We start from the raw sequence: 21,772 nt of genomic DNA on the forward strand, positions 1-21,772 counted from the left end.
GCAAAATCAATGTTGAAACTGTCAGACCTATGTAAAGGCTATGTAGACGGGGGCGAATTTCATCCTGTACTACAAGGGGCAGAATTAACATTACAACAGGGTGAACAAGTTGCATTAATGGGAGAGAGTGGTTCAGGTAAGAGTACACTCCTTAATTTAATTGCAGGCCTTGATACCGCTGACTCTGGTGAAATCCAATACCCAAGTTTCGCGATGCACAGTGCTCCAGAGCGCTTAAGAACACTTTATCGTCGAAACAACATCGGCAACATCTTTCAGCAATTCAACCTGCTGCCTACTTTGAATATTGCAGATAACATCCGTTTCTGTCGCCAGTTAAAAGGCTTGCCTGAAGACAAAGGTTTATGGCGCCAAATTCTCTCTGCACTCGATCTTATGCCGCTTTTAGGGCGTTATCCAGAAGAGGTATCAGGTGGACAGCAGCAGCGCGCTGCGATTGCTCGTGCGCTGTATATGGAGCCGAAGATCTTACTTGCCGATGAGCCGACTGGTAGCTTAGATGAACGAAATGCTGAAGCGGTAATGCGCTTATTGACCAGCCTTGCTCGTCAGCTTGAGTGTACGCTGTTGTTGGTGACGCACAGTGAAAAGGTCGCTGAGCACATGGAAGGCCGCATTCGTCTTCAAGGAGGGCAATTGCATGTTATGGCCCGTAGTTAAGGCGCTACTCGGTCATTACCGTCGTTACCCACTTCAAATTATTCTTGTTTGGCTTGGTTTAACCCTCGGAGTATCACTCCTTGTTGGTGTGACTTCAATTAACCAACACGCGAAACAGAGCTACGAAACTGGTGAGAAACTTTTTTCCAACCCTTTGCCTTACCGTATTCGTACTAAACACTCTGCAAACAAAATTCCTCAAGGCTTTTATATCCAGCTTCGTCGTGCTGGTTTTAATCAATGCGCACCATTTGATGTTCTACATTTAGACACCAACACCGATATAAGTTTGATGCTAGTGGGGGTTGACCCTGTTGCATTGCTGCCGCTACAGCAAGGTAAATCGCTTAAAGATCTTCCAATGTTGACGTTAATGAAGCCGCCATATCCAATCTTAGTCAGCCAAGATTTAGCTGCACATATGTCATGGAGTAATGGGGACTTTATTACGCTGAATGATGGCAGTCAGCTCGGACCTTTGAAGGTTGATAGTGACAACTTGCTTTCTGGTACGCGTTTAGTCACGGACATCTCTCTATTAAGAATGCTGCAACGCAGTTCAGGATTGTCTGCGATTGCTTGTGGTGAAATGCCAGAGGAAAAAGTTCTGGCGCTAAAAAACATGCTACCTAATGGCATGACGTTGGTGCGCAATAGCCGAACAGAGTTAGAATCGCTTACTAAAGCATTCCACATGAATTTAACGGCCATGGGAATGTTGTCCTTCCTTGTTGGTTTGTTTATCTTCTATCAAGCAATGTCTCTGTCTTTTATCCAACGTCAACGTTTAGTTGGTATTCTTCGCCAAACGGGCGTGAATGGCATGCAGCTCGCACAGGCATTGATGTTAGAACTGACCATTCTAGTTTTGGTTGCATGGGCTTGTGGTAACTTCTTCGGGTTGATCTTAGCGAATGAACTGATTCCTGCAGTGTCATCCAGCTTAAGTGATTTATACGATGCCAACGTTGGTCTCACCATTGGTTGGTCATGGGAATCGAGTTTATATAGCTTGGCAATGTCGGCGTTGGGCGCTCTGATTTCTTGTTTATGGCCTTTGATTCGTTTGTTGAAATCACAACCCATCCGTCTTTCTTCTCGTTTATCTTTGATGCGCTTTGCTGGACGTGAGTTCTCTTGGCAGGCGTTTGCTGCTTGTGCTTTTTGTGTGGCGGCCGTTGCGGTTTATCAAGCTCCAAGAACGCAAGAGTCAGGTTTTGCTATCATCGCGCTAATGTTGATCAGCGTGGCGTTGTTTATGCCATTTTTGATGTGGCATATGTTCCAAAGTTTCTCTTATTCATTACGTTGGGTTCGTGTCCGTTGGTTCTTCGCTGATGCGGCGGCAAGCATGAGTTACCGGGGTGTTGCTACGATGGCCTTTATGCTGGCACTTGCGGCGAACATTGGTGTTGAGACCATGGTAGGCAGTTTCCGTGATACGACCGACAAATGGTTGAGCCAACGTCTTGCTGCAGATATCTACATCTACCCTACGAACAACTCAGCAGCTCGCATGAGTGCTTGGTTAAAAGAACAACCAGAGGTCGATACCGTTTGGTGGCGTTGGGAAAAAGATGTGCCTACGGAACGTGGAGCGCTTCAAGTAGTGAGTACAGGGGCTTCGGAAGGGGAACTTGATTCACTCACAGTAAAACTTGGCGTGCCTAATTATTGGTATCACTTACATCATTCAAAAAGTCTGATGGTCAGTGAGTCTATGGCATTGAAGCTCGACATTCGCCCTGGTGACTATATTGATCTTCAGCCACCGCTAGGCGGAGGGTGGCAAGTTGTTGGGGTGTACTACGACTATGGCAACCCCTACAACCAAGTGATGATGTCGCACCGAAATTGGCTGTATGCTTTTGCGGGCTCAGGTAACGTTGGACTTGGCGTTTTACTTGAAGACAATGTTAATGGCGAAGGTTTGAAACGTCGCTTAGAAAACGTGTTCCGCTTGTCACAAGACCGAGTCTTCGACAACAACAATATCTATAACCAAGCCATGCGAGTGTTTGACCACACCTTTGCGATTGCAGGCACACTAGGCAACATTACATTGATTATTGCTGTGTTTGGCTTGTTCTTTGCCACCCTTGCTGGCGAGTTTTCACGGCAAAGGCACTTTTCTTTACTTCGTTGTATGGGCGTGTCGGGTAAAGAGCTTGTCCTCCTTGGTGGGTTACAGTTGTTTGCTTTTGGTATGATCTCCGCCATTATTGCCGTCCCGCTCGGATTAGCGTTGGCACATTTGATTGTTGATATCATTATTAAGCAATCTTTTGGCTGGTCTTTAGAGTTGCAAACGATCCCTTGGGAGTATGTTCAGACGATTGCTTGGGCGATGTTTGCCATCATGATCGCGGGGGCATTGCCAGTGATCAGAATGATTAAGAGTACTCCGATGAAGTCGTTGAGGGATGCTCTGTGACGAAGAATATGAAGCCGAAAAAGATCTTCTCGATATCAGTGTTGGTGTTTATTGCTTTCATTGCATTAACGGGTGCGACACTGTATTTCACGCATTGGGCCGAAGCGACGGCAACGAAAGAGAGTGACATTAGCGCAGTACTACAAAGAGAAAGCAAAACGATCTTTGAACCAGTGTTGCCAGATGAACATGTCTCGCTTCCTCAGGATTTTCGCTTCCATCCAGATTATCAACATGAATGGTGGAATTACTTTGCCAAATTACAAGATAAGCATGGCAAGGTTTACAACGTTCAATGGAGCTACTTTAGAGTTGCAACAGATGAGCGTGATACCAGAGGTTGGCAAAATCCACAGCTTTTTATCTCCCATATTGTGATTAGCAATGGCTCTAAAGTATGGAAAGAACAAAGAGTGGCGCGTGGTGGCATTGGACAAGCTGGAATGACGAATCGCCCGTTCCGTCTGTGGATAGATAATTGGACGTGGCGAGCGTTAGGTTCTACGCCCTTTCCGGGTAACTTAGAGGTGACAACGGATACCTTTGGTATGGATTTAAATACCACTACTAGCGGCCCGTTCGTCGTGAATGGCGATAAAGGCTTTCAAGTTAAGCACGCGCTCCAATCTGTCGCATCCTTTAGCTTCAGTGCGCCTTTCTTAAATGTAAAAGGCAACCTAACCTTAAATGGTCGGGATATTGAAGTGACAGGGGCTGCGTGGACGCAAAAAGAGTGGGGTAGTGGCCTAATCGGTGAAGGGCAACAAGGCTGGGACTGGTTTGTTTTCAATCTTGATGATGGACGAGCACTTACGGTGAGTCGCTATCGTCATCATGGACAGGTTCCCCATCTGTTTGGCACTTTAGCGACACGTTCCGGTAAGGTGATCAACTTAACTGAGAAAGAATTAACCATGACACCTTTGCAGGTCACTGGCTTATCAAACGGAAGAAGGCTACCGCTGCAATGGATCATTAATGTCCCCGAGCACAACATCAATTTGACGACGAGAATCATAAAATCGGACATGTGGCTTCCGTTTGTGATCCCTTATTGGGAAGGACCGATACTCGCATCGGGTTCCAGTGAGGCGTGGGGATTTATGCAACTCACCGGTTACTAAAAAGAACAGAAAGCCACCTCATCAAAGGTGGCTTTTTTGTCGTTGAAACACGCAGTTTTCGTCGTAAAACTGCATGTTAATCACGAAAATCAGTCACATATTATACTAAGTTAATAGTAATCTATGTGAATACATAGACTTATAGGGAGATTGTCAGGTCTTGTAAATTTATATGTTCTTGTTGAAAAATACGATGTGTCGTAAAGAATACATCGGAAAAATCGAAGTTTATACTCTGAACAAGCGATTATTCTAAAATTTTCAGCAGCTATACACTCTCATCATTCTTTGTTAATCGTTTATTAAGATAATAAATATAAGGGCGAAATCATGAACGATGTCATTCGTGACTTTTTCAAAATGGAATCCGCTGGTGGTATTCTTCTGGTAATTGCTGCGGCAATTGCGATGACCATTGCTAACACCCCACTTGGCGAAACTTATCAAGCTATGCTGCATACTTATGTATTTGGTATGTCAGTATCCCATTGGATCAACGATGGCCTTATGGCTGTGTTCTTCCTACTCATAGGTCTTGAAGTAAAGCGTGAGCTACTTGAAGGCGCACTAAAATCGAAAGAAACCGCAATCTTCCCGGCAATTGCTGCGGTTGGCGGCATGTTGGCTCCTGCACTTGTTTACGTTGCTTTCAATGCTGGCGACCCTGAAGCGATCTCTGGTTGGGCAATTCCAGCGGCGACAGATATCGCATTTGCGCTTGGTATCATGGCGTTACTAGGTAAACGTGTGCCAATTGCTTTGAAGGTGTTCCTGCTTGCACTTGCAATCATTGACGACCTTGGTGTTGTTGTGATCATCGCGTTGTTCTACACCGGTGACCTATCAACAATGGCCTTGTTAGTTGGTTTTGCGATGACTGGCTTGCTCTTTATGCTGAATGCAAAAGGGGTGACTAAGCTAACACCGTATATGATCGTTGGTGCTATTCTCTGGTTCGCGGTTCTGAAATCTGGTGTCCATGCAACATTGGCAGGTGTGGTGATCGGTTTTGCTATTCCACTGAAAGGTAAGCAGGGTGAACACTCTCCACTAAAACACATGGAGCATGCACTTCACCCATATGTAGCATTCGGTATTCTTCCTCTATTCGCGTTCGCAAACGCAGGTATCTCATTAGAGGGTGTATCGATGTCAGGTCTGACTTCAATGTTGCCATTAGGTATTGCACTGGGTCTGTTGGTTGGTAAACCTCTGGGTATCTTCACATTCAGTTGGGCGGCAGTGAAACTAGGTATTGCTAAGCTGCCGAAAGGCGTGAACTTTATGCATATCTTTGCGGTGTCAGTGTTGTGTGGTATCGGCTTTACGATGTCTATCTTCATCTCATCATTGGCGTTTGCAAACGTGAGTCCTGAGTTTGACACTTATGCTCGACTAGGCATCTTGATGGGCTCTACCACTGCCGCTGTACTTGGCTATGCGTTACTGCACTTCTCGTTGCCAAAGCAGGCGTCAGAAGAGGTTGCTGAGGAATACTAAAGCGAACCGCTTTTAGAGCAGCAATTTGAAATACGAAAACCTCTCAATTGAGAGGTTTTTTATATCTTGGATTTACTATTTGCTAGTGCATAGCGGGGAACGACAGACGAAAAAAAGCCCAGAAGAAAATTTATCTGGGCGGATACAAACATAGGAGTTAATAAGAAAAAGCAGCAATGTAACAACCAGAAAGAAACAAGTTTGACGGCCTGAAAAACTTTAAATGCCCTAGTTGTTACAGTAATTCAGACCGAGCTAATTCCATTCAGTTCCATTTTTTTTAGAAGTTTTTTTCACAAAATAATATTCGCTTTAAATTCATTCCTTTACGCCTGCACTTTCTATGTCTGGTCAGACCAATGCTTGAAAATGTGATGTTAATCGTTTGTTAATCTGTCGTTTCGGGAGTATATTTTCAAACAGTTGTTTAATACGAGTGATTGAAATGGCCCCGAGAAGTACAACAAAAGAAAAAATACTCGATGTAGCAGAAGGACTATTTGCAGAATACGGCTTCAATGACACATCACTAAGAACCATTACTGGTAAGGCGAACGTCAACCTTGCTTCGGTAAACTACCATTTTGGCGATAAAAAGACGCTCGTTAGAGCCGTTTTAGACCGCTATTTAGAAGCGTTAATGCCGAGCATTAAAACATCTCTGATAGAGCTAAACACCCGTGACGATTACAACATGGATGAGGTATTCGAATCGTTGCGCTTACCCTTACGGGCGTTAAATGATGTGCGACCAAACGGTACTGCCTTGTTTATGTTGTTGATAGGGCGAGGTTACACCGATGTGCAGGGGCACTTGCGCTGGTTTATCAGCACCAGATATGACGAAGTGCTGAAGTTGTTTATGTTCTCCATAGGCAAAGCAAACCCTGAACTAACAGAAGAACAGCTGTTTTGGCGATTACACTTTACCCTTGGAACTTGTGTTTTCACCATGGCATCTAGTCAAGCGCTAACGGAAATTGCGGAAAGTAAATTCCAAAAAGACGTCGATGCGAAGTCTGTCGTCGACCTACTGATTCCATACCTGTCGGCAGGAATGTCCGCCAAGTAAACCTAATTAAATCAATAAAAAAGAAAAGTGAAAGCCGCGAGCGGTAATGTGAACAAAAGGATCTGAACTATGAGCTCTCTACGAAGAAAATGGATTAGTGACCCAGCATTTAAAATGTTTAAGAAAGTACTGCCACCATTGTCGAGTACGGAAAAAGAGGCAATGGAAGCCGGTAGTGTATGGTGGGATGCCGAGTTGTTTTCTGGCAAGCCTAACTTTACAACGCTTCATCACTACCCAAAACCAGCACTGACGTCTGAAGAACAAGCCTTCATGGACAATGAGCTTGAGACGTTACTTGAAATGCTAAACGATCAGCAGATCGTAAAAGATGACCGTGATCTACCACCTGAAGTCTGGGAGTTCTTACGTAAAGAGCGTTTCTTCTCTCTGATCATTTCGAAAGAATACGGCGGCCGAGAGCTTTCTGCACTTGCAAACTCAACCATCGTATCTCGTATTGCCACACGAAGCATCAGCGCAGCCGTATCAGTCATGGTGCCAAACTCTCTTGGCCCAGGTGAGCTACTTTCTCACTATGGTACTCAAGAACAAAAAGACTACTGGCTACCACGTCTCGCTGACGGTACGGATATTCCATGTTTTGCCTTAACCGGCCCTGAAGCTGGCTCAGATGCAGGCGGTATTCCAGACCAAGGCGTAGTTTGTTACGGCACGCACGAGGGTGAAGAAGTTCTTGGTATCCGTGTTAGTTGGAACAAGCGTTATATTACCCTAGCACCTGTTGCGACTGTTCTTGGTCTCGCATTCAAACTTCAAGACCCAGATGGCCTGCTTGGCGACAAGAAAGATGTGGGTATTACCTGTGCATTGATTCCTGCTGATCACGAAGGTGTGGAAATTGGTGAGCGTCACGATCCGCTCGGTTCTGCGTTTATGAACGGTCCAACACGTGGTAACGATGTGTTCATTCCTATGGACTGGCTAATTGGTGGCTCAGAGTACGCGGGTAAAGGTTGGCGTATGTTGGTGGAATGTTTGTCGGCAGGCCGTGGTATTTCCCTTCCTGCGCTCGGCACCGCGATCGGTCACCTTACCACACGAACCACAGGCGCTTACGCATATGTCCGTAAACAGTTTGGTATGTCCATCGGTAAATTTGAAGGTGTCGCTGAGGCGATGGGACGCATTGGTGGTTTAACTTATCTACTTGAAGCAACACGTACTTTGACGACGACGTCTCTTGATATGAAAGAGAAACCAGGCATCGTGACAGCTATTGCTAAATACCACATGACGGAAATGGCCCGTACTATCCTGAACGATTCTTTCGATATCCATGCGGGACGCGCGATTCAAGATGGTCCAATGAACTACCTAGCGAAGCATTATCTAGGCATTCCTGTTGCTATCACCGTCGAAGGTGCAAATATTTTGACTCGCAACCTAATGATTTTCGGTCAAGGTGCGACACGTTGTCATCCATACGTACTGAAAGAGATGGAAGCAGCGGCCAACCCAGATTCGAAAGAAGGTGCGAAAGAGTTTGATGATCTGCTGTTTAAGCACATTAAACATGCCACGGGTAACACCTTTGGCGCACTTGGCGCAGCGCTAACTGGTTCTCGTTTTGTTAAGGCGCACATGAGCGGCCCTACGCAGCAATATTACAAGGACATTACTCGTCTAAGCCGTGCGCTAGCCGTAAGTGCTGACTTTGCGATGCTGACGCTTGGCGGTGATTTAAAACGTAAAGAGATGATCTCTGCTCGTTTGGGTGATGGCCTAAGCTACCTCTATATGGCATCAGCCGCGTTGAAGAAGTACGAAGATGAAGTTCGACAACAGGGTGATCTAAACTTTGTCCATTACGCGGTACAGCACTGCTTATACAATGCGTCTAAGTCACTGAATGAAGCGTACTCAAACTTCCCTGTGAAATACGTAGGTGGTGTCCTTAAAGGCTTGTTATTCCCACTTGGTAATCACTTCAAAGCACCGAGTGATGAACTGTGTGTAGGTCTGACAGAGGCTATGATGACCCCAGGCGCTCAGCGTGACCGTCTGACGCACCTTTGTTACATCGGTAAAGACGAAGACGACAGTGTGGGTTTGATGGAGCGTGCATTTTTAGCGATGTATGACGTTAAGCCATTAGAGCGCAAACTGATGAAGGCGGCTAAAGATGGCAAAGTTGCACGTAAAGGTCTACTACATGACCGCCTACAGCAAGCGTTTGAAGAAGGTGTGTTAACTGAGCAAGAAATAGATCAGATTATGGCGGCGGATAAGCTGCGTTACAAAGCAATTCAAGTTGACCACTTTAGCCATGACTTCTCAGAAGTTCGTACTAATGTGACGACGAAAAAATCGCATTTGAATTCAGCGGCATAACGTCCACACTAAAATGTTCGAAATAAGCACCTCAGCCGAGGTGCTTATTTGTTTCTATCGGTCATAAATGATGCTGTGAGTGCTCCAACCACTTGCATTTTCGCAGCATTTTTACAGAAATTAGGTGCGAAGTAGGGCTGAACCTTTTATCCTAGCAACGTTTTTTAAAGGAAGTTGAATATGATCATCAAACCTAGAATTCGTGGATTTATCTGTACTACTACGCACCCAGTGGGTTGTGAAGCTAACGTAAAAGAACAAATTGCTTACACTAAAGCACAAGGCCCAATTAAAAACGCTCCAAAACGCGTTCTCGTTGTGGGTGCATCAAGTGGCTACGGCCTATCTTCTCGTATCGCTGCGGCATTTGGTGGCGGTGCTTCAACTATCGGTGTTTTCTTCGAAAAAGAAGGCACGGAGAAGAAGCCAGGTACAGCAGGTTTTTACAACTCTGTTGCATTTGAAAAGCTAGCTCGTGAAGAGGGTCTATACGCGAAAAGCCTAAACGGTGACGCGTTCTCAAATGAAGCAAAACAGAAAACAATCGATCTGATCAAAGAAGACCTTGGTCAGGTAGATATGGTGGTTTACTCACTGGCTTCTCCAGTACGTAAAATGCCAGAAACGGGTGAACTGATCCGTTCAGCACTTAAGCCTATCGGTGAGACATACACGTCGACAGCTGTTGATACCAACAAAGACGTCATCATCGAAGCAAGCGTAGAGCCTGCAACTGAGCAAGAAATCCAAGACACAATAACCGTAATGGGCGGTGAAGATTGGGAACTATGGATTAATGCACTATCAGACGCTGGCGTGCTAGCAGATGGCTGTAAAACAGTCGCATACAGCTACATCGGTACTGAGCTAACTTGGCCGATCTACTGGGATGGCGCTCTAGGTAAAGCGAAAATGGACCTAGATCGTGCATCAGCAGCACTGAACGAGAAACTGTCTACAACTGGCGGTAGCGCAAACGTAGCGGTACTTAAGTCTGTGGTGACTCAAGCAAGTTCTGCAATTCCTGTAATGCCTCTATATATCGCAATGGTATTCAAGAAAATGCGCGAAGAAGGCGTACATGAAGGTTGTATGGAACAAATCTTCCGCATGTTCAGTCAACGTCTTTACAAAGAAGACGGCAGCGCTGCAGAAGTAGATGAAGTGAACCGCCTACGTCTGGATGATTGGGAACTGCGTGAAGACATCCAACAACACTGTCGTGACCTATGGCCACAGATCACGTCTGAAAACCTAAAAGAGCTAACTGACTACGTTGAGTACAAAGAAGAGTTCTTGAAGCTATTCGGCTTTGGTGTTGACGGTGTGGATTACGAAGCAGACGTGAACCCAGCAGTAGAAACAGATTTCACACAAATCTAATCGTTTCTAGCGGAATTGAAAAAGGCGCTCAATGAGCGCCTTTTTTCTGTCTAGAATCTTTGAATAAGGAGCGCTGCATAAACTGATCTGTAACGCTCATTCATTGTGATTAACTCAGAATAATCAGAATGGTACCAGCTAGGGTCATCAAGATATTGGCAATCGCGTACGTACCTGCGTAACCAAGTGCAGGAATTGTCGACTTAGCGTATTCGTTCACTACGTCCATTGCTGGAGCACACGTACGAGCTCCGATAATAGCACCAAAGAGTAGGGCACGGTTCATCTTAAGCACGTAAGCGCCAACTAGGTATGCAAGAACAACCGGCACTACGCTTACAATAAATGCTAAACCAATGATCTGTGGACCAACTTGAGTCAAGTGCTCGAACATCTTGCCACCAGCACTTAAGCCTATTCCGACCATAAAGAACATCAACCCTAAGTCTTTGACCATATTTAACGCCCCTTGCGGAACATAACCGAAGGTAGGGTGGTTTGCTCGTAGGAAGCCTAGCGTGATGCCTGAAAGTAATAGGCCGACTGCGTTACCTAAGCTGAATGACACTTGACCAAACGTCATGGTCACCAAGCCAAACATAATGCCCAGAATAAAGAAGCTACAAAACGCGAGTAAATCTGCCATTTGACTGTGGATCGAGATGAAACCGATTTTCTCAGCGAGACCATGTACACGACTCTTTTCACCACTCACCTGAAGGACATCACCTTTAGCGAGAACAATGTCTAAATCCATCGGCATTTCAATTTGAGCACGCACTACGCGGTTTAAGAAACAGCCGAATTCAGATAGGTTCAAATCGGACAAGCGTTTGCCTGCGATGGCATCGCTCTTAACCACGATCTCTTCTTCGACTATTCGAAGGTCAAGCAGGTTTCGGTCGAATACTTCTTTACCGTTGCGGAAGCTAGGGTCAAGACGCGCATGGCTGTCTGGGAAGCCTACTAGTGCGATTTCGTCACCTTCTTGCAGGATTGCATCACCGTCTGGGTGGGCAAGAATGCCGTTACGACGAATACGTTCTATGTAACAACCCGTCTGGCGGTAAATGCCCAACTCACGAAGGTTCTTACCATCTGTCCAGTCAATCAGCTCAGGGCCAACACGGTACGCACGGATAATGGGTAAATACACCTTTCTTTGACTAGAACTCCCTAAGCCGCGTTCTTGTGCGATTTGTTGAGCTGAGTCGGATAGGTTTTGTTTTTGCAATTTAGGCAGCAGTTTGGCAAACATGATCATGCTGATCAAACCGACCAGATAAGCCATGGCATAACCAACCGATAGATTTTCTAATACGAGAGAAAAATCCATGTTACGCGGAATGGTAGCAAGACCAGAGTTTAATGCATCTTGTGCACCTACCAGAACAGGCGTTGCGGTAAGGGCACCCGCCATCATACCGGCAGATAAGCCAAAATCTAGGCCCATATAATGGCTACAGAAATAAGTTAAGCCGACAGCCGAGACCAACACGGTCATGCTCAAAATGAAGTAATGCTTACCATCTCGGAAGAAGATACCGAAGAAGTTAGGCCCAGCTTCGATACCTACACAGTAGATAAACAGCATAAAGCCAATCGTTAGCGCTTCTGCGTTAAATGAGAAGCCGAGGTGTCCCATGATAAGCGAGGTAATGAGCACGCCAATAGAGTTGCCTAACTGCAGCTTTCCAAAGCGAATTTTGCCAATGGCAAGACCAATTGCTAATACGACGAAGATTAGAAGAATGGGGTTTTGTTCAAGAAGATGTACGACGTCTATGTTCACTGTGTGGCTCGGTAAAGTGTGTGCCAAAGAAAAAGATTAAGAATTGCGAATTGTAACTAAATATAGCAAAAAGATAAGTGAATTTTTTTAGGTTTTACTATTACTTGACGTAAGGGAATAACATTTTGAATACATAATAAAAAAGCCGCTACTAGCGGCTTTTAAAAATTCAGTTATTCGAATTACTCGTCGAATAGACCTAGGTGCTCTTTTGCGTAAGCTTCAAAGTCATCACAACCACCGATGTGCGTTTGGTCGATGAAGATTTGAGGAACAGTTTCTACTGGCTTACCAACTGTTTTCTCTAGGTCAGCTTTAGAAATACCTTCAGCGTGGATGTCTACGTAACGGTAGTTGAAATCATCACGTTTTGCCTTAAGTGTTTCAGCGTGCTCTTTAGCACGTACACAGAAAGGACATGCAGGGCGACCAAAGATAACTACGAACATAATCTTATTTCTCCTAAATCTATTCTTATTGAAAGCGAACGAAAACGTCAATGCTGCGATTCGCTCTCGTATGTTGGGACAACTATGCCCGATCCAGAACCGGAAATAAAGCAGCAAATGCCTCTTGTTTCGATAGGCGAAATCTATCGTATAAAAACTAAACACGCACTAAGCTTAAAGCCAAGAAAAGTCACTTTTAGAACAAAAGTTAATCGATCTTTGGGCTTAGCTAACTCTGTGAAGTGACGCATAAAAACACACATTTTGAAGGGTTAATGGCGGCAAGGTGCACTCGGTCAACTTTTTTTTGCGCAAAGCATAGCAATCTAGTCTGAGTTGTTGTTTTGGGGAGGAAGTGTATGTTTCAGTTTATGACTGCAACAAGGATTATCTTCGGCGAAGGGGCGCTTCAATCTTCGTTGTCTGTAATCAATCAATTTGGCTACAGCGTATTACTGGTGACAGGTAAAGACACGCAACGTGCCACACCGATCATTAATTATCTTAAAGCGCAGAATATGCGTTATCAGCATGTCGCTATAAATGGTGAGCCTAATATCACCATGGTGGAAGAAACTGCCATTCTAGGACGAAAGTTTCAGCCGGATATAGTCGTTGCCATTGGGGGAGGCAGCGTGATTGATATGGGGAAAGCGCTGGCTGCTATTATCCCAAATCAAGGGGATGTGTATGACTACGTTGAAGTTGTTGGTCGAAACGTCCCATTAAAAACCAAACCGATTCATTTTATTGCTATCCCTACCACGGCAAGCACAGGTTCCGAAGTGACTCGTAACGCAGTGCTAAAATCTGGGCAAGACCAAGTCAAGGTTAGTTTACGCAGTCCGGAGATGTTAGCGGATGTCGCTATTGTGGATCCCACCTTAACTTATGGTACGGATCAATACACATCTGGAAGGGGAGCGATGGATGCTTTCACTCATTTGATGGAAGCGTATGTCTGCGGTGACCCTAACCCTTTAACTGATATGGTGTGCGAAGAGGGGCTCAGACGGCTAAGCCGCTCTGTCATAGCTGGTTGTAAGCAAGATAATCATAAGGCGAGATCAGATTTGTCTTTCGCAGCCTTGTTGGGAGGTATGGCGATCACTAATGCTAAACTAGGTGCTGCGCATGGTTTAGCTTCGGCATTAGGTGGAAAGTTAGATGCCCCCCATAGTGTGATTACTGCAAGGTTGGCGCCGCACGTTATGCAAGAGAACATAAAGGCAGCAAAGCAAGCGGGCAGAGCGGATGTGATCAGTCGCTATAGGAGGTTGGCGCAACTTGTCACGGATAGAACGAATGCTAATGAACATGACGGTGTGCTATGGGTGAAAATGGTGCTCGATAAACTTGAGTTGCCTGATCTTGGTAAGTTTGGAGTTTGCCAAACCTCTTTTGAACAAGTGGCCGATGACGCCCTCATGTCCGTTGCTATTAAAGGAAATCCTCTTCCGCTCAATCAAGACCGATTAGTCTATATCTTACGTCAAGTGTGCGATTGTAGCGGGGAATGCATGGAAGAAAGCAAGCTTCATGCTAGTTCAGTTGAAATTCTTGAATCACACTCAGATCTCTCTAGTGTCAACAATTGACTGAGATAGCGAATGCGGTTATCTGTACAAAAAAAGGGGAGCAATTAAGCTCCCCTTCGTATCTCTATTAGTACTGACTTAGCTTGTCGTAACGGCTATCTTTTAGCGCGTCTTTTACTCGCTTTAGGTTCTCACGGAACCCAGTACCACGACGAAGCGTAAAGCCCGTTGCAAGTACATCAATGACGGTCATTTGAACTACACGACTGGCCATAGGCATGTATACGTCTGTGTCTTCCGGTACATCTAATGTAATCGCCAGTGAGCTTGCTTTCTCTAGTGGCGAATCTTTGGCTGTAATTGCAATAACAGTTGCGCCGTTCTCACGAGCTAGATTCGCAATCTCAACTTGGCTCTTGGTTCGTCCGGTATGAGAAATCAAAACAATTACGTCGTTGTCACTGCAGTTAATGCAGCTCATACGTTGCATTACAATGTCTTCGAAGCAAGTAATTGGGATGTTAAAGCGAATAAATTTGTTTTGTGCATCCCGCGCAACCGCAGAAGAAGCGCCAAGACCAAAGAATGAGATACGCTTTGCCTGAGTAAGAAGATCCACGGCACGATTCACTTGCATCGCGTCAAGGCTATTCTTCGCTACGTCCAAACACGCCATTGTCGATTCAAAAATCTTGTGGGTGTAGGCATCAGGACCGTCGTCTTCTTCAACGTTACGGTTTACATAAGGCGTACCATTGGCAAGGCTTTGCGCAAGGTGCAATTTAAAGTCTGGGAAACCTTTGGTATCCAGACGTCGACAGAAACGGTTAACAGTTGGCTCACTCACGTCAGCCATTTTCGCCAACGTTGCAATGCTTGAATGAATTGCAGTTTGTGGAGACGCCATAATTACTTCCGCAACTTTGCGCTCTGACTTACTGAAATTCTCCAGGTTTTTTTGAATTTTTTCTAATGTATTCATAGTGTTCACGAGGGTATAGAGAACAACTCGCTGGCTCTGTTAACGGGTAGAAACACAAAGTTTCTCGGTCGAGAGGGGCGTTAACGAAAACGACCAGCGCCATAAATTCAGTATAAACCCGATCCTTTATCTGGCTAAAACAAATACGGTTACTATTTCGTGAGAATTTGACAAGCCTCAAACAAAATGTTGTAAAAACTACAGAATTGGATGTGGGATCGAAGGTATGTTGCTCTAGTGGCACAATAATGATGTTTGAGTTACACCAAAAAGAAAGAAATTTTCAATTTGATGTAACTCACATTGGCGCTTAAGAATTGAGAATGTCTTCGACAGTTTCTTCAATCTTAGCCATCAAGCTTGGTGCTTGTTGAGCAATTTCACGTTGCTCATCAAGAACAGCATTCAATATGTCGTTCGTAGTTAGAGGGTTCGCCAGCACAACACGAAATACGATGGTATTCATACGTTGCCATTGGTCTGGATTCAGCCTAGTACGAGAGACAAAGGATTTACCAGTTTCGCGTTGGCGCTTCTGAATAAATTGAGTGAGCTGGTTGATCAGTTCGTTCAATTTTTCTTTTTGCGTGCCCTGTGCCTTTTCCAGTGCTGCTCGTAGGTGAGTTGGTAAATAGCGATAGGTCAGTAAACAAAGTTCAGGCTCAGAGACCAGTTCAAAATCTTCTTGTTGCTTGATAAGATCGGCGAAATAGCGCGCTTTTGCAATACTCTGATCGATAAGCAGTTCGTAACCTGGGCGGCTAATGATGTGCATGGCTGCGTAAACTAGCATCGCCATTCCAGAACGAGAGCCTTCAAGCGTATGGCTGCCAAGATCTTTCGAGCCTTTACGCAGTATGTACTGTGCGTGATGCTCGATGGATTTCATTGCATCAGGATCTTTAAACAGAACCATGCCTGCACCCATAGGAATGTACAGTTGTTTGTGCGCGTCAATCGTGACTGAATCAGCAAGCTCAACGCCACCGAGTAGATGACGATGATTGTTCGACATTAGTGTCGCACCACCCCAAGCTGCATCCACGTGGAAGTGGCAATTATGCTGTGCACAAACTTCGGCAATTTGGGCTAGGGGGTCTACGCTACCCGTTTCGGTCGTACCTGCAACACCAACAACAGCGATCGGCTTAATGTTTTGTGCTTCAAGCTCCGTGATTTTTGCCTTGAGGTCATCGACAACAATACGGTTGTTTGCATCTGTCTTGACGGCAACTAAGCCATCTTGGCCTAAACCAAGGACATCGGCGGCTTTCTTAAGTGAATAGTGGCCACGCTCTGATACCAAGATCGCAAGACCTTCGTAGCCATAGTGCTTCATCGCTTTGAAAAGGCCTTCCTTTTCTACACCTTTGAATGCACCATCTGCTTTCAATGCTTTGTTGCGAGCAACCCAAAGCGCAGTAATGTTGGCAATGGTACCGCCAGAACAAAATGCACCTAGAGAATGTTTGGCGCTGTGCATCCACTTACGGTAGAACTTTTCGTCCTGACCGTAGATAAGACTGTGTAGCATGCCTAGCACTTGACGCTCTAGTGGAGTGAAAGCTTTTGAGGTCTCAATCTTCACCAAGTTTTGGTTTAAGGCAATCATGATTTTCGACAGCGGCATTAAAAAATACGGCAGGGCAGAAGTCATGTGACCAATAAAGCTTGGTGCAGAGGTGTGAACCGAGTGAGATACTAAGGTATCTAAAAGGTGCTCGGTATGGTCTGATACAAACTCAGGTTGCTCAGGAATCTGAGCAGAAGAAAAGTCTTTCTCGATTTCACGTAAAGGCTTTTCTTCTGCCACGATGTGTTCACGAAGGAATTGATTTAAGTTTTGGGAAAGACTTTCATCAATTTTCGTCAACGTGGAATCTGGACCTTCAGGAATCGTGAAGATCTTTAACAAGCTCTCGAAGCTAACGTCAGCGGTTTTTTGTTCCTTAACCATAGCAAAGAATCTTTGTAGTTATTTTGGTAATGCGAGCGGCACAATCTAAACCAAAACGGGCGCAAAGTCCCGTTTTAATTATTGAAACCCATGTTGCTGAAATGAAACTTTAGGCGGGGTCTTACTCACACTTCTGCTTTTCAATCTTAGCAATTGATTGATTATACTTGTTAAGCGCAGAATCGATCTGTTTTGGATGGCTTAGCAAGTCAGCAAACGCTGAGCGTAGGTCGTAGTTCTTTGGATGGTTAGCAGATTGACGATCGCTGAAGGTTTTCTTCGCCGCTTCACCTAGGGCATCACTGCGTGTAGCCAGTTGCTTCACATCGTGTTGTTCTAGCTTCAACCATGCTTCAACCGGTTGCTCCGTTGCTACTCGGCTTGGATCGTTTTCTAGAAAATAATGTACAGCTTCACGGTTGAGTTCGAAGTGGTGTTTACGGCCTTCTAAGAACCATTGGCTAACTTCGTTTAAGTCAGGGTATTGAGTCACGGTTAGGTCTACGAGATCTTGATACCACTGTAGGGAAGCATCAATGTAGCCATCGTATTTAGTTGCAAGACATTGCTGATCAGCAGCAAAAGTAAAAGTTGAGCTTGTAGCGAGGAGCGCCGCAACGACAAAGCGTTTCATTATTATTCCTTTTGGTTGTATTCCCTTTGTAACCCCAATAGACATATGCCTTGCCTGTCACTGATTACCGATCCAAGAGTTAAAAATTAAAGGGCTCGATAACAAAGCGGTGAACCAGAAAATTCTCTTCGAATTGAGCATTTTGAGGTTACTTGGGTATTTGAATTTTTGCCGTATTGTAATGGATGTTAATGAATATTCCTGAGATCTAGCTAGCAAGAGACACAAAGAAAAGCATCATAACTGGCACTAATAAGCTCAAGATAAAGCCACTTACAATGGCAACAGGCACACATCGAACACCGCCCGTGGTTTGAATGACGGGTAGGGTAAAGTCCATCGCCGTCGCGCCGGCGTAGCCAATTGCTGTAGATGGATAACTGCGAATAAGTAGTGGAATGGCAATCAACGCGACCAATTCACGCATCAGCTCAATTAAGAAAGAAGCGCCGCCAAAGATAGGCCCAAAGGCGTCACCCATCAAAATGCCAGCCAGTGAATACCAGCCAAAACCAGAAGACATCGCCAAAGCTTGATAAAGAGGAAGATCCAAAATCATTGCAGCAATTACGCCGCCAAGCATACACGTTGCAATGATCACTGTCGCAATCGCCATACCTTGCTTGTTGAGTAGGATTTGTCTAAGCGTCAAACCACTATTGCGTAGTTGAATGCCGATAAAGAAAAGCAAAAGGAATAAAATCCACTCGCTCGCTGTGTCCACCCAAGACAAACCAATAGGAAGAAACAAGCCAGCAACTAGGCCACCACCCACAACAACGACAAGTTTGATTGACTCTAAAGCCATTGACGAAAGAGGAAGCTTCTTTTGATTCTGATCGGTTTGCAAAGGAAGCAGCTTATCGACCAAAGGTAAAGCGAGTAGGTTGCATACGCTCAGGCAGGCGAAAAATGTGCCAGCGTAAAGAAGAATAGTTTGTAAATTACTACCAAGGTTGTCCAATGCCGCAAGGCTCAAACCCATTAAAGAAAGAATGACGTAAATGAGGTATGAGGTCGAATTGTTGATTTTCTCCAACATCGAAGCTCGAGAAATTGGAATTAAATAGCCCACCACCAATGGGGCGAAGATAAATAGCATCCCTGAGAACATAAAACTCAATGATTCCTTTATGAGGTAAGCAGAATAACTTAGCCACGTATAAACGGATCAAAACACTATTTGAGCTTTAACGTGGCTGGATTTGATGTATAGGGAGATTAAAGGCCGCTGGCACTGAGAACTTCTTTAATTTCACTTTGGAAGTCAGTATCACTCATATTGCTGAGTTCATACAAGACTTCTGCACCAGTTAAATTAAATTCTACTTCGTGTTCTTCAATTCGCTCATCCTGATTACGGAACATCAGTAAATGGTTTGCAATGCGGGCGATATCCAGATAGCTCACTTCTGGACGGGAAGTTTGATATTTTTCGTTTGAAGACACTTCACGGAAATCGTTGTCGAAGCCCCATTTCTCAAGCACGAGTTTACTGGTTGCAGAGCAGCGAGTTTGGAATATTTGCAAAGCAATATCAGAATCGAGGTAATTCCCTCTATCAAGATACAGGTGGTATTCATTGATAAGGCAGAACAAACCGATATCTGCAAGTAAGCCAACAAGTAAGGCTTTCTCTTGCTCGAGATGCCCATAGGTAGCGGGCTCATGTTTTTTAAACTCTTGAACCACCAATACCATTGCTGCGCCAAGCTCACGGGAGACCGCTGCGCTCTTTACTAAGATGGCATTGCATTCTTTGGTTAAGTTCACCGAGTGCTTTAATTGTTCAATAGCTTGTGCGGTAACGATATCTCTTACCCTCAGGATACCTAAGCGTGAAACCGCGGTCATGAGATCATTACAGGTAATGTTGCGGCGGTTAAAGATAACAGAGTTAGCGACACGAACAACGACAGCAGCAAGGCCCGGGTCTTCGAGTAGGGCATTAGCAATGTCGGCAATCGTTGTATGTTCTTCAGTACAAAGCTGCTGAATTTTAAGTACGACATCAGGGATTGGAGGAAGGGATATTTTACCGGTAGAAATGGATTGTTCTACCAGTTGAGCGAACTCAGATTCCAATGCTTTTATAAGCTTATCTTTATTATTGGGTAGCCAAAAAAATGATAGATGTTCCATTACGACGCTGTGCTAGAGAGCTTTCGTACAGTGTACCCTCACAGTATGTTAGTAATCAATTAAATACAGGTTTGACTCTCGCAATTGCTGTATTAATCACCATGGCGTTCGGTTTTTGGCAGTGATTGTGTCAAAAAAACATCGCTTTAGGATGGGTAAATGTGAAACTAATCACGTATGTGGAATTTGTACTTTGGCATATGTGACATAGATCCTAACTTATTTTTCAACGTTAAGTATGATTAAGGCAGTTGGTGAGCGCAATTCACAAAAATATCGCCAACATATCGACATTTATAATTCGCACTAAGCTGCTGTTCATCTGGTGACATCGCTAATCGGGGTAATTTATTCAGATTAAAGAGGTCAATGGACATGACAGACCAAGCTTTTTTTAACTATGTAAGCAATTTTAGTGAGTATCAGAAACGTTCAATGTTCGGCGGCATTGGTTTATTTAGCAATGACGCTATGTTTGCGCTTGTAAGTAACGACTGTTGCTACTTGCGCGGCGGAGACGAACTCGACGCAGAATTTACTCAACTTAACTGTGAAAAATATAAGCACGTCAAAAAACAAACGACGGCAACAGTTAACTACTATGACGTAACAGACTTATTCGATGCTGGCTTTGCTGGTCTTGATACGTTGTTACAAAAATCTATAGATTGTTCAATTAAGGAACGTAAATACCAAAAGTCTTCAGCCAGTAGACGCCTACGTGATCTGCCAAACATGCAACTGACGTTAGAACGTATGGTGAAAAAAGCAGGAATCGATGACGTAGAGACGTTTTTGGAACTTGGCCCAGTGGAAGTATTCAATAAAGTAAGAGTTGCGTACGGCAGTGATGTCGACGTGAAGCTTTTATGGAAATTTGCTGGTGCAATTGACGGCGTTCATTGGAAACTTATCCAAGAGCCACGTAAAAAGCAGCTACTGGCAATGTGTGAGTAAGCTAATTTAGTTTCACGATGATTGACTCGTCTTAGATGAAGTCAGCGAGTCATAAAAGTGAGCGTTGAAAGCGACAAAAGGAAGTTGGATGCTTTTAGCCACTTCATTCGAGTTAGTCATTGCAACGAATCAATAATTAAGAACAAAAAAACCGAGGTGAGTACCTCGGTTTTTGTTTTTCTGCTTCAGTTAGATTTCAATCAACTTGAGATTAGAACTTGAAGCGAGTGGTGAACATCACTTGATCACCATAGAAATCATTAATACGCGCTTCTGCACCTAGAGAGAATAGCTCTGTAGAGTGGAAACGAGCGTAAACAGAACCAATCCAATCGTCATCGTTATCGATAGACACGTAGCCAGCTTTACCACCCACTTCTAGTTGAGGACCAAGCCATTGGCGAACACCAAGGTTAAGTTCCATACCAACATCAGTACTGCTTGAGTTTGAAGGCTGTACAACACGCATTAGCATTGCACCTGTTAGATCAGCCCAGTTGTTTAGTGGCGAGTGGAAACCAAAACCCGCTGCTGAATCGAAATCACCATCGAATTCAGAGTCGATGCGAGCAATGATGTGCGCATTTGGGTGAATTGATTTGCTGAAACCAGCACCGAATGTTACTGGGCTTGCACCGATACGAGCTTCCATGTAGTCGTAGCTAAAGTTGCTCATTGTTGCTGGAGCGTTGTAATCGTTCGCAGCTAGAGCTTGGCTAGATGCCAACAAAAGGGCAGCGGCTAATAGTGTTTTACGCATAACTAACGATAA

17 protein-coding genes are annotated in these 21,772 nt (G+C 44.6%); 9 read left to right on the top strand and 8 right to left on the bottom strand.

The annotated features are described in order from the left end of the window. Positions 1 to 9 precede the first annotated feature (9 nt). The 7 genes from OQJ86_RS08635 to fabV all read left to right on the top strand — a co-directional run bounded on the left by OQJ86_RS08635 (position 10) and on the right by fabV (position 10,549). The gene (locus tag OQJ86_RS08635) at positions 10 to 681 is read left to right on the top strand and encodes an ABC transporter ATP-binding protein (protein WP_038874609.1); all 672 of its coding nucleotides are present in this window, start codon (positions 10 to 12) and stop codon (positions 679 to 681) included. Then, positions 662 to 3,115 carry an ABC transporter permease gene (locus tag OQJ86_RS08640; RefSeq protein WP_039977378.1) on the top strand — a complete coding sequence of 818 codons (2,454 nt, stop codon included), beginning with the start codon at positions 662 to 664 and terminating at the stop codon, positions 3,113 to 3,115. The genes OQJ86_RS08635 and OQJ86_RS08640 overlap by 20 nt, the downstream gene beginning before the upstream one ends. Positions 3,116 to 3,123: 8 nt before the next feature. Continuing rightward, positions 3,124 to 4,239: a lipocalin-like domain-containing protein gene (locus tag OQJ86_RS08645; protein ID WP_042604588.1), complete on the top strand. Its 1,116-nt coding sequence runs from the start codon at positions 3,124 to 3,126 to the stop codon at positions 4,237 to 4,239. 330 nt (positions 4,240 to 4,569) lie between these two features. Beyond that, on the top strand, positions 4,570 to 5,739 hold the full coding sequence (nhaA, locus tag OQJ86_RS08650; RefSeq protein WP_038868717.1) for a Na+/H+ antiporter NhaA: 1,170 nt from the start codon (positions 4,570 to 4,572) through the stop codon (positions 5,737 to 5,739). Between the two features lie 445 nt (positions 5,740 to 6,184). Further along, complete coding sequence (locus OQJ86_RS08655; protein WP_038868716.1) at positions 6,185 to 6,811, top strand: TetR/AcrR family transcriptional regulator; 627 nt, start codon at positions 6,185 to 6,187, stop codon at positions 6,809 to 6,811. A 69-nt stretch (positions 6,812 to 6,880) separates the two neighbouring features. After that, positions 6,881 to 9,166: an acyl-CoA dehydrogenase gene (locus OQJ86_RS08660; RefSeq protein ID WP_265987495.1), complete on the top strand. Its 2,286-nt coding sequence runs from the start codon at positions 6,881 to 6,883 to the stop codon at positions 9,164 to 9,166. Positions 9,167 to 9,346: 180 nt separating this feature from the next. Further along, positions 9,347 to 10,549: an enoyl-ACP reductase FabV gene (gene fabV, locus OQJ86_RS08665; protein ID WP_265987496.1), complete on the top strand. Its 1,203-nt coding sequence runs from the start codon at positions 9,347 to 9,349 to the stop codon at positions 10,547 to 10,549. Positions 10,550 to 10,658: 109 nt separating this feature from the next. Here the strand turns inward: fabV and OQJ86_RS08670 are convergent, their stop codons facing one another. Further along, positions 10,659 to 12,341 (bottom strand): aspartate:alanine antiporter, encoded by a 1,683-nt coding sequence (locus OQJ86_RS08670; RefSeq protein WP_038868712.1) that lies wholly within the window; start codon positions 12,339 to 12,341, stop codon positions 10,659 to 10,661. A gap of 182 nt (positions 12,342 to 12,523) precedes the next feature. Further along, positions 12,524 to 12,790, bottom strand: coding sequence for a GrxA family glutaredoxin (locus OQJ86_RS08675; protein WP_005428550.1), 267 nt, complete (start codon positions 12,788 to 12,790; stop codon positions 12,524 to 12,526). Positions 12,791 to 13,149: 359 nt separating this feature from the next. Between OQJ86_RS08675 and OQJ86_RS08680 the strand changes: the two genes are divergently transcribed. Then, the gene (locus OQJ86_RS08680; RefSeq protein WP_265987497.1) at positions 13,150 to 14,388 is read left to right on the top strand and encodes an iron-containing alcohol dehydrogenase; all 1,239 of its coding nucleotides are present in this window, start codon (positions 13,150 to 13,152) and stop codon (positions 14,386 to 14,388) included. Between the two features lie 67 nt (positions 14,389 to 14,455). Here the strand turns inward: OQJ86_RS08680 and OQJ86_RS08685 are convergent, their stop codons facing one another. From OQJ86_RS08685 to OQJ86_RS08705, 5 genes are all read right to left on the bottom strand, one after another. Further along, entirely contained in the window at positions 14,456 to 15,310 is an 855-nt protein-coding gene (locus tag OQJ86_RS08685; RefSeq protein WP_038868710.1) for a MurR/RpiR family transcriptional regulator, read from the bottom strand. 310 nt (positions 15,311 to 15,620) lie between these two features. Further along, the gene (gene panP / locus OQJ86_RS08690; RefSeq protein ID WP_038874619.1) at positions 15,621 to 17,267 is read right to left on the bottom strand and encodes a pyridoxal-dependent aspartate 1-decarboxylase PanP; all 1,647 of its coding nucleotides are present in this window, start codon (positions 17,265 to 17,267) and stop codon (positions 15,621 to 15,623) included. Positions 17,268 to 17,388: 121 nt separating this feature from the next. Further along, entirely contained in the window at positions 17,389 to 17,901 is a 513-nt protein-coding gene (locus OQJ86_RS08695) for a hypothetical protein (protein WP_005442243.1), read from the bottom strand. Positions 17,902 to 18,109: 208 nt separating this feature from the next. Continuing rightward, positions 18,110 to 19,015 carry a lysine exporter LysO family protein gene (locus OQJ86_RS08700; RefSeq protein WP_265987498.1) on the bottom strand — a complete coding sequence of 302 codons (906 nt, stop codon included), beginning with the start codon at positions 19,013 to 19,015 and terminating at the stop codon, positions 18,110 to 18,112. Positions 19,016 to 19,122: 107 nt separating this feature from the next. After that, positions 19,123 to 20,043: an HDOD domain-containing protein gene (locus tag OQJ86_RS08705; RefSeq protein WP_265987499.1), complete on the bottom strand. Its 921-nt coding sequence runs from the start codon at positions 20,041 to 20,043 to the stop codon at positions 19,123 to 19,125. 369 nt (positions 20,044 to 20,412) lie between these two features. Between OQJ86_RS08705 and OQJ86_RS08710 the strand changes: the two genes are divergently transcribed. Beyond that, positions 20,413 to 21,000: a TfoX/Sxy family DNA transformation protein gene (locus OQJ86_RS08710; RefSeq protein ID WP_038868704.1), complete on the top strand. Its 588-nt coding sequence runs from the start codon at positions 20,413 to 20,415 to the stop codon at positions 20,998 to 21,000. Between the two features lie 211 nt (positions 21,001 to 21,211). On the opposite strand, the gene OQJ86_RS08715 is transcribed toward OQJ86_RS08710, so the two are convergent. Beyond that, positions 21,212 to 21,760, bottom strand: coding sequence for a hypothetical protein (locus OQJ86_RS08715; protein ID WP_038868703.1), 549 nt, complete (start codon positions 21,758 to 21,760; stop codon positions 21,212 to 21,214). Between the last annotated feature and the right edge of the window lie 12 nt (positions 21,761 to 21,772).

This window comes from Vibrio sp. Sgm 5 (assembly GCF_026241575.1).
Taxonomy (GTDB): domain Bacteria; phylum Pseudomonadota; class Gammaproteobacteria; order Enterobacterales; family Vibrionaceae; genus Vibrio; species Vibrio jasicida.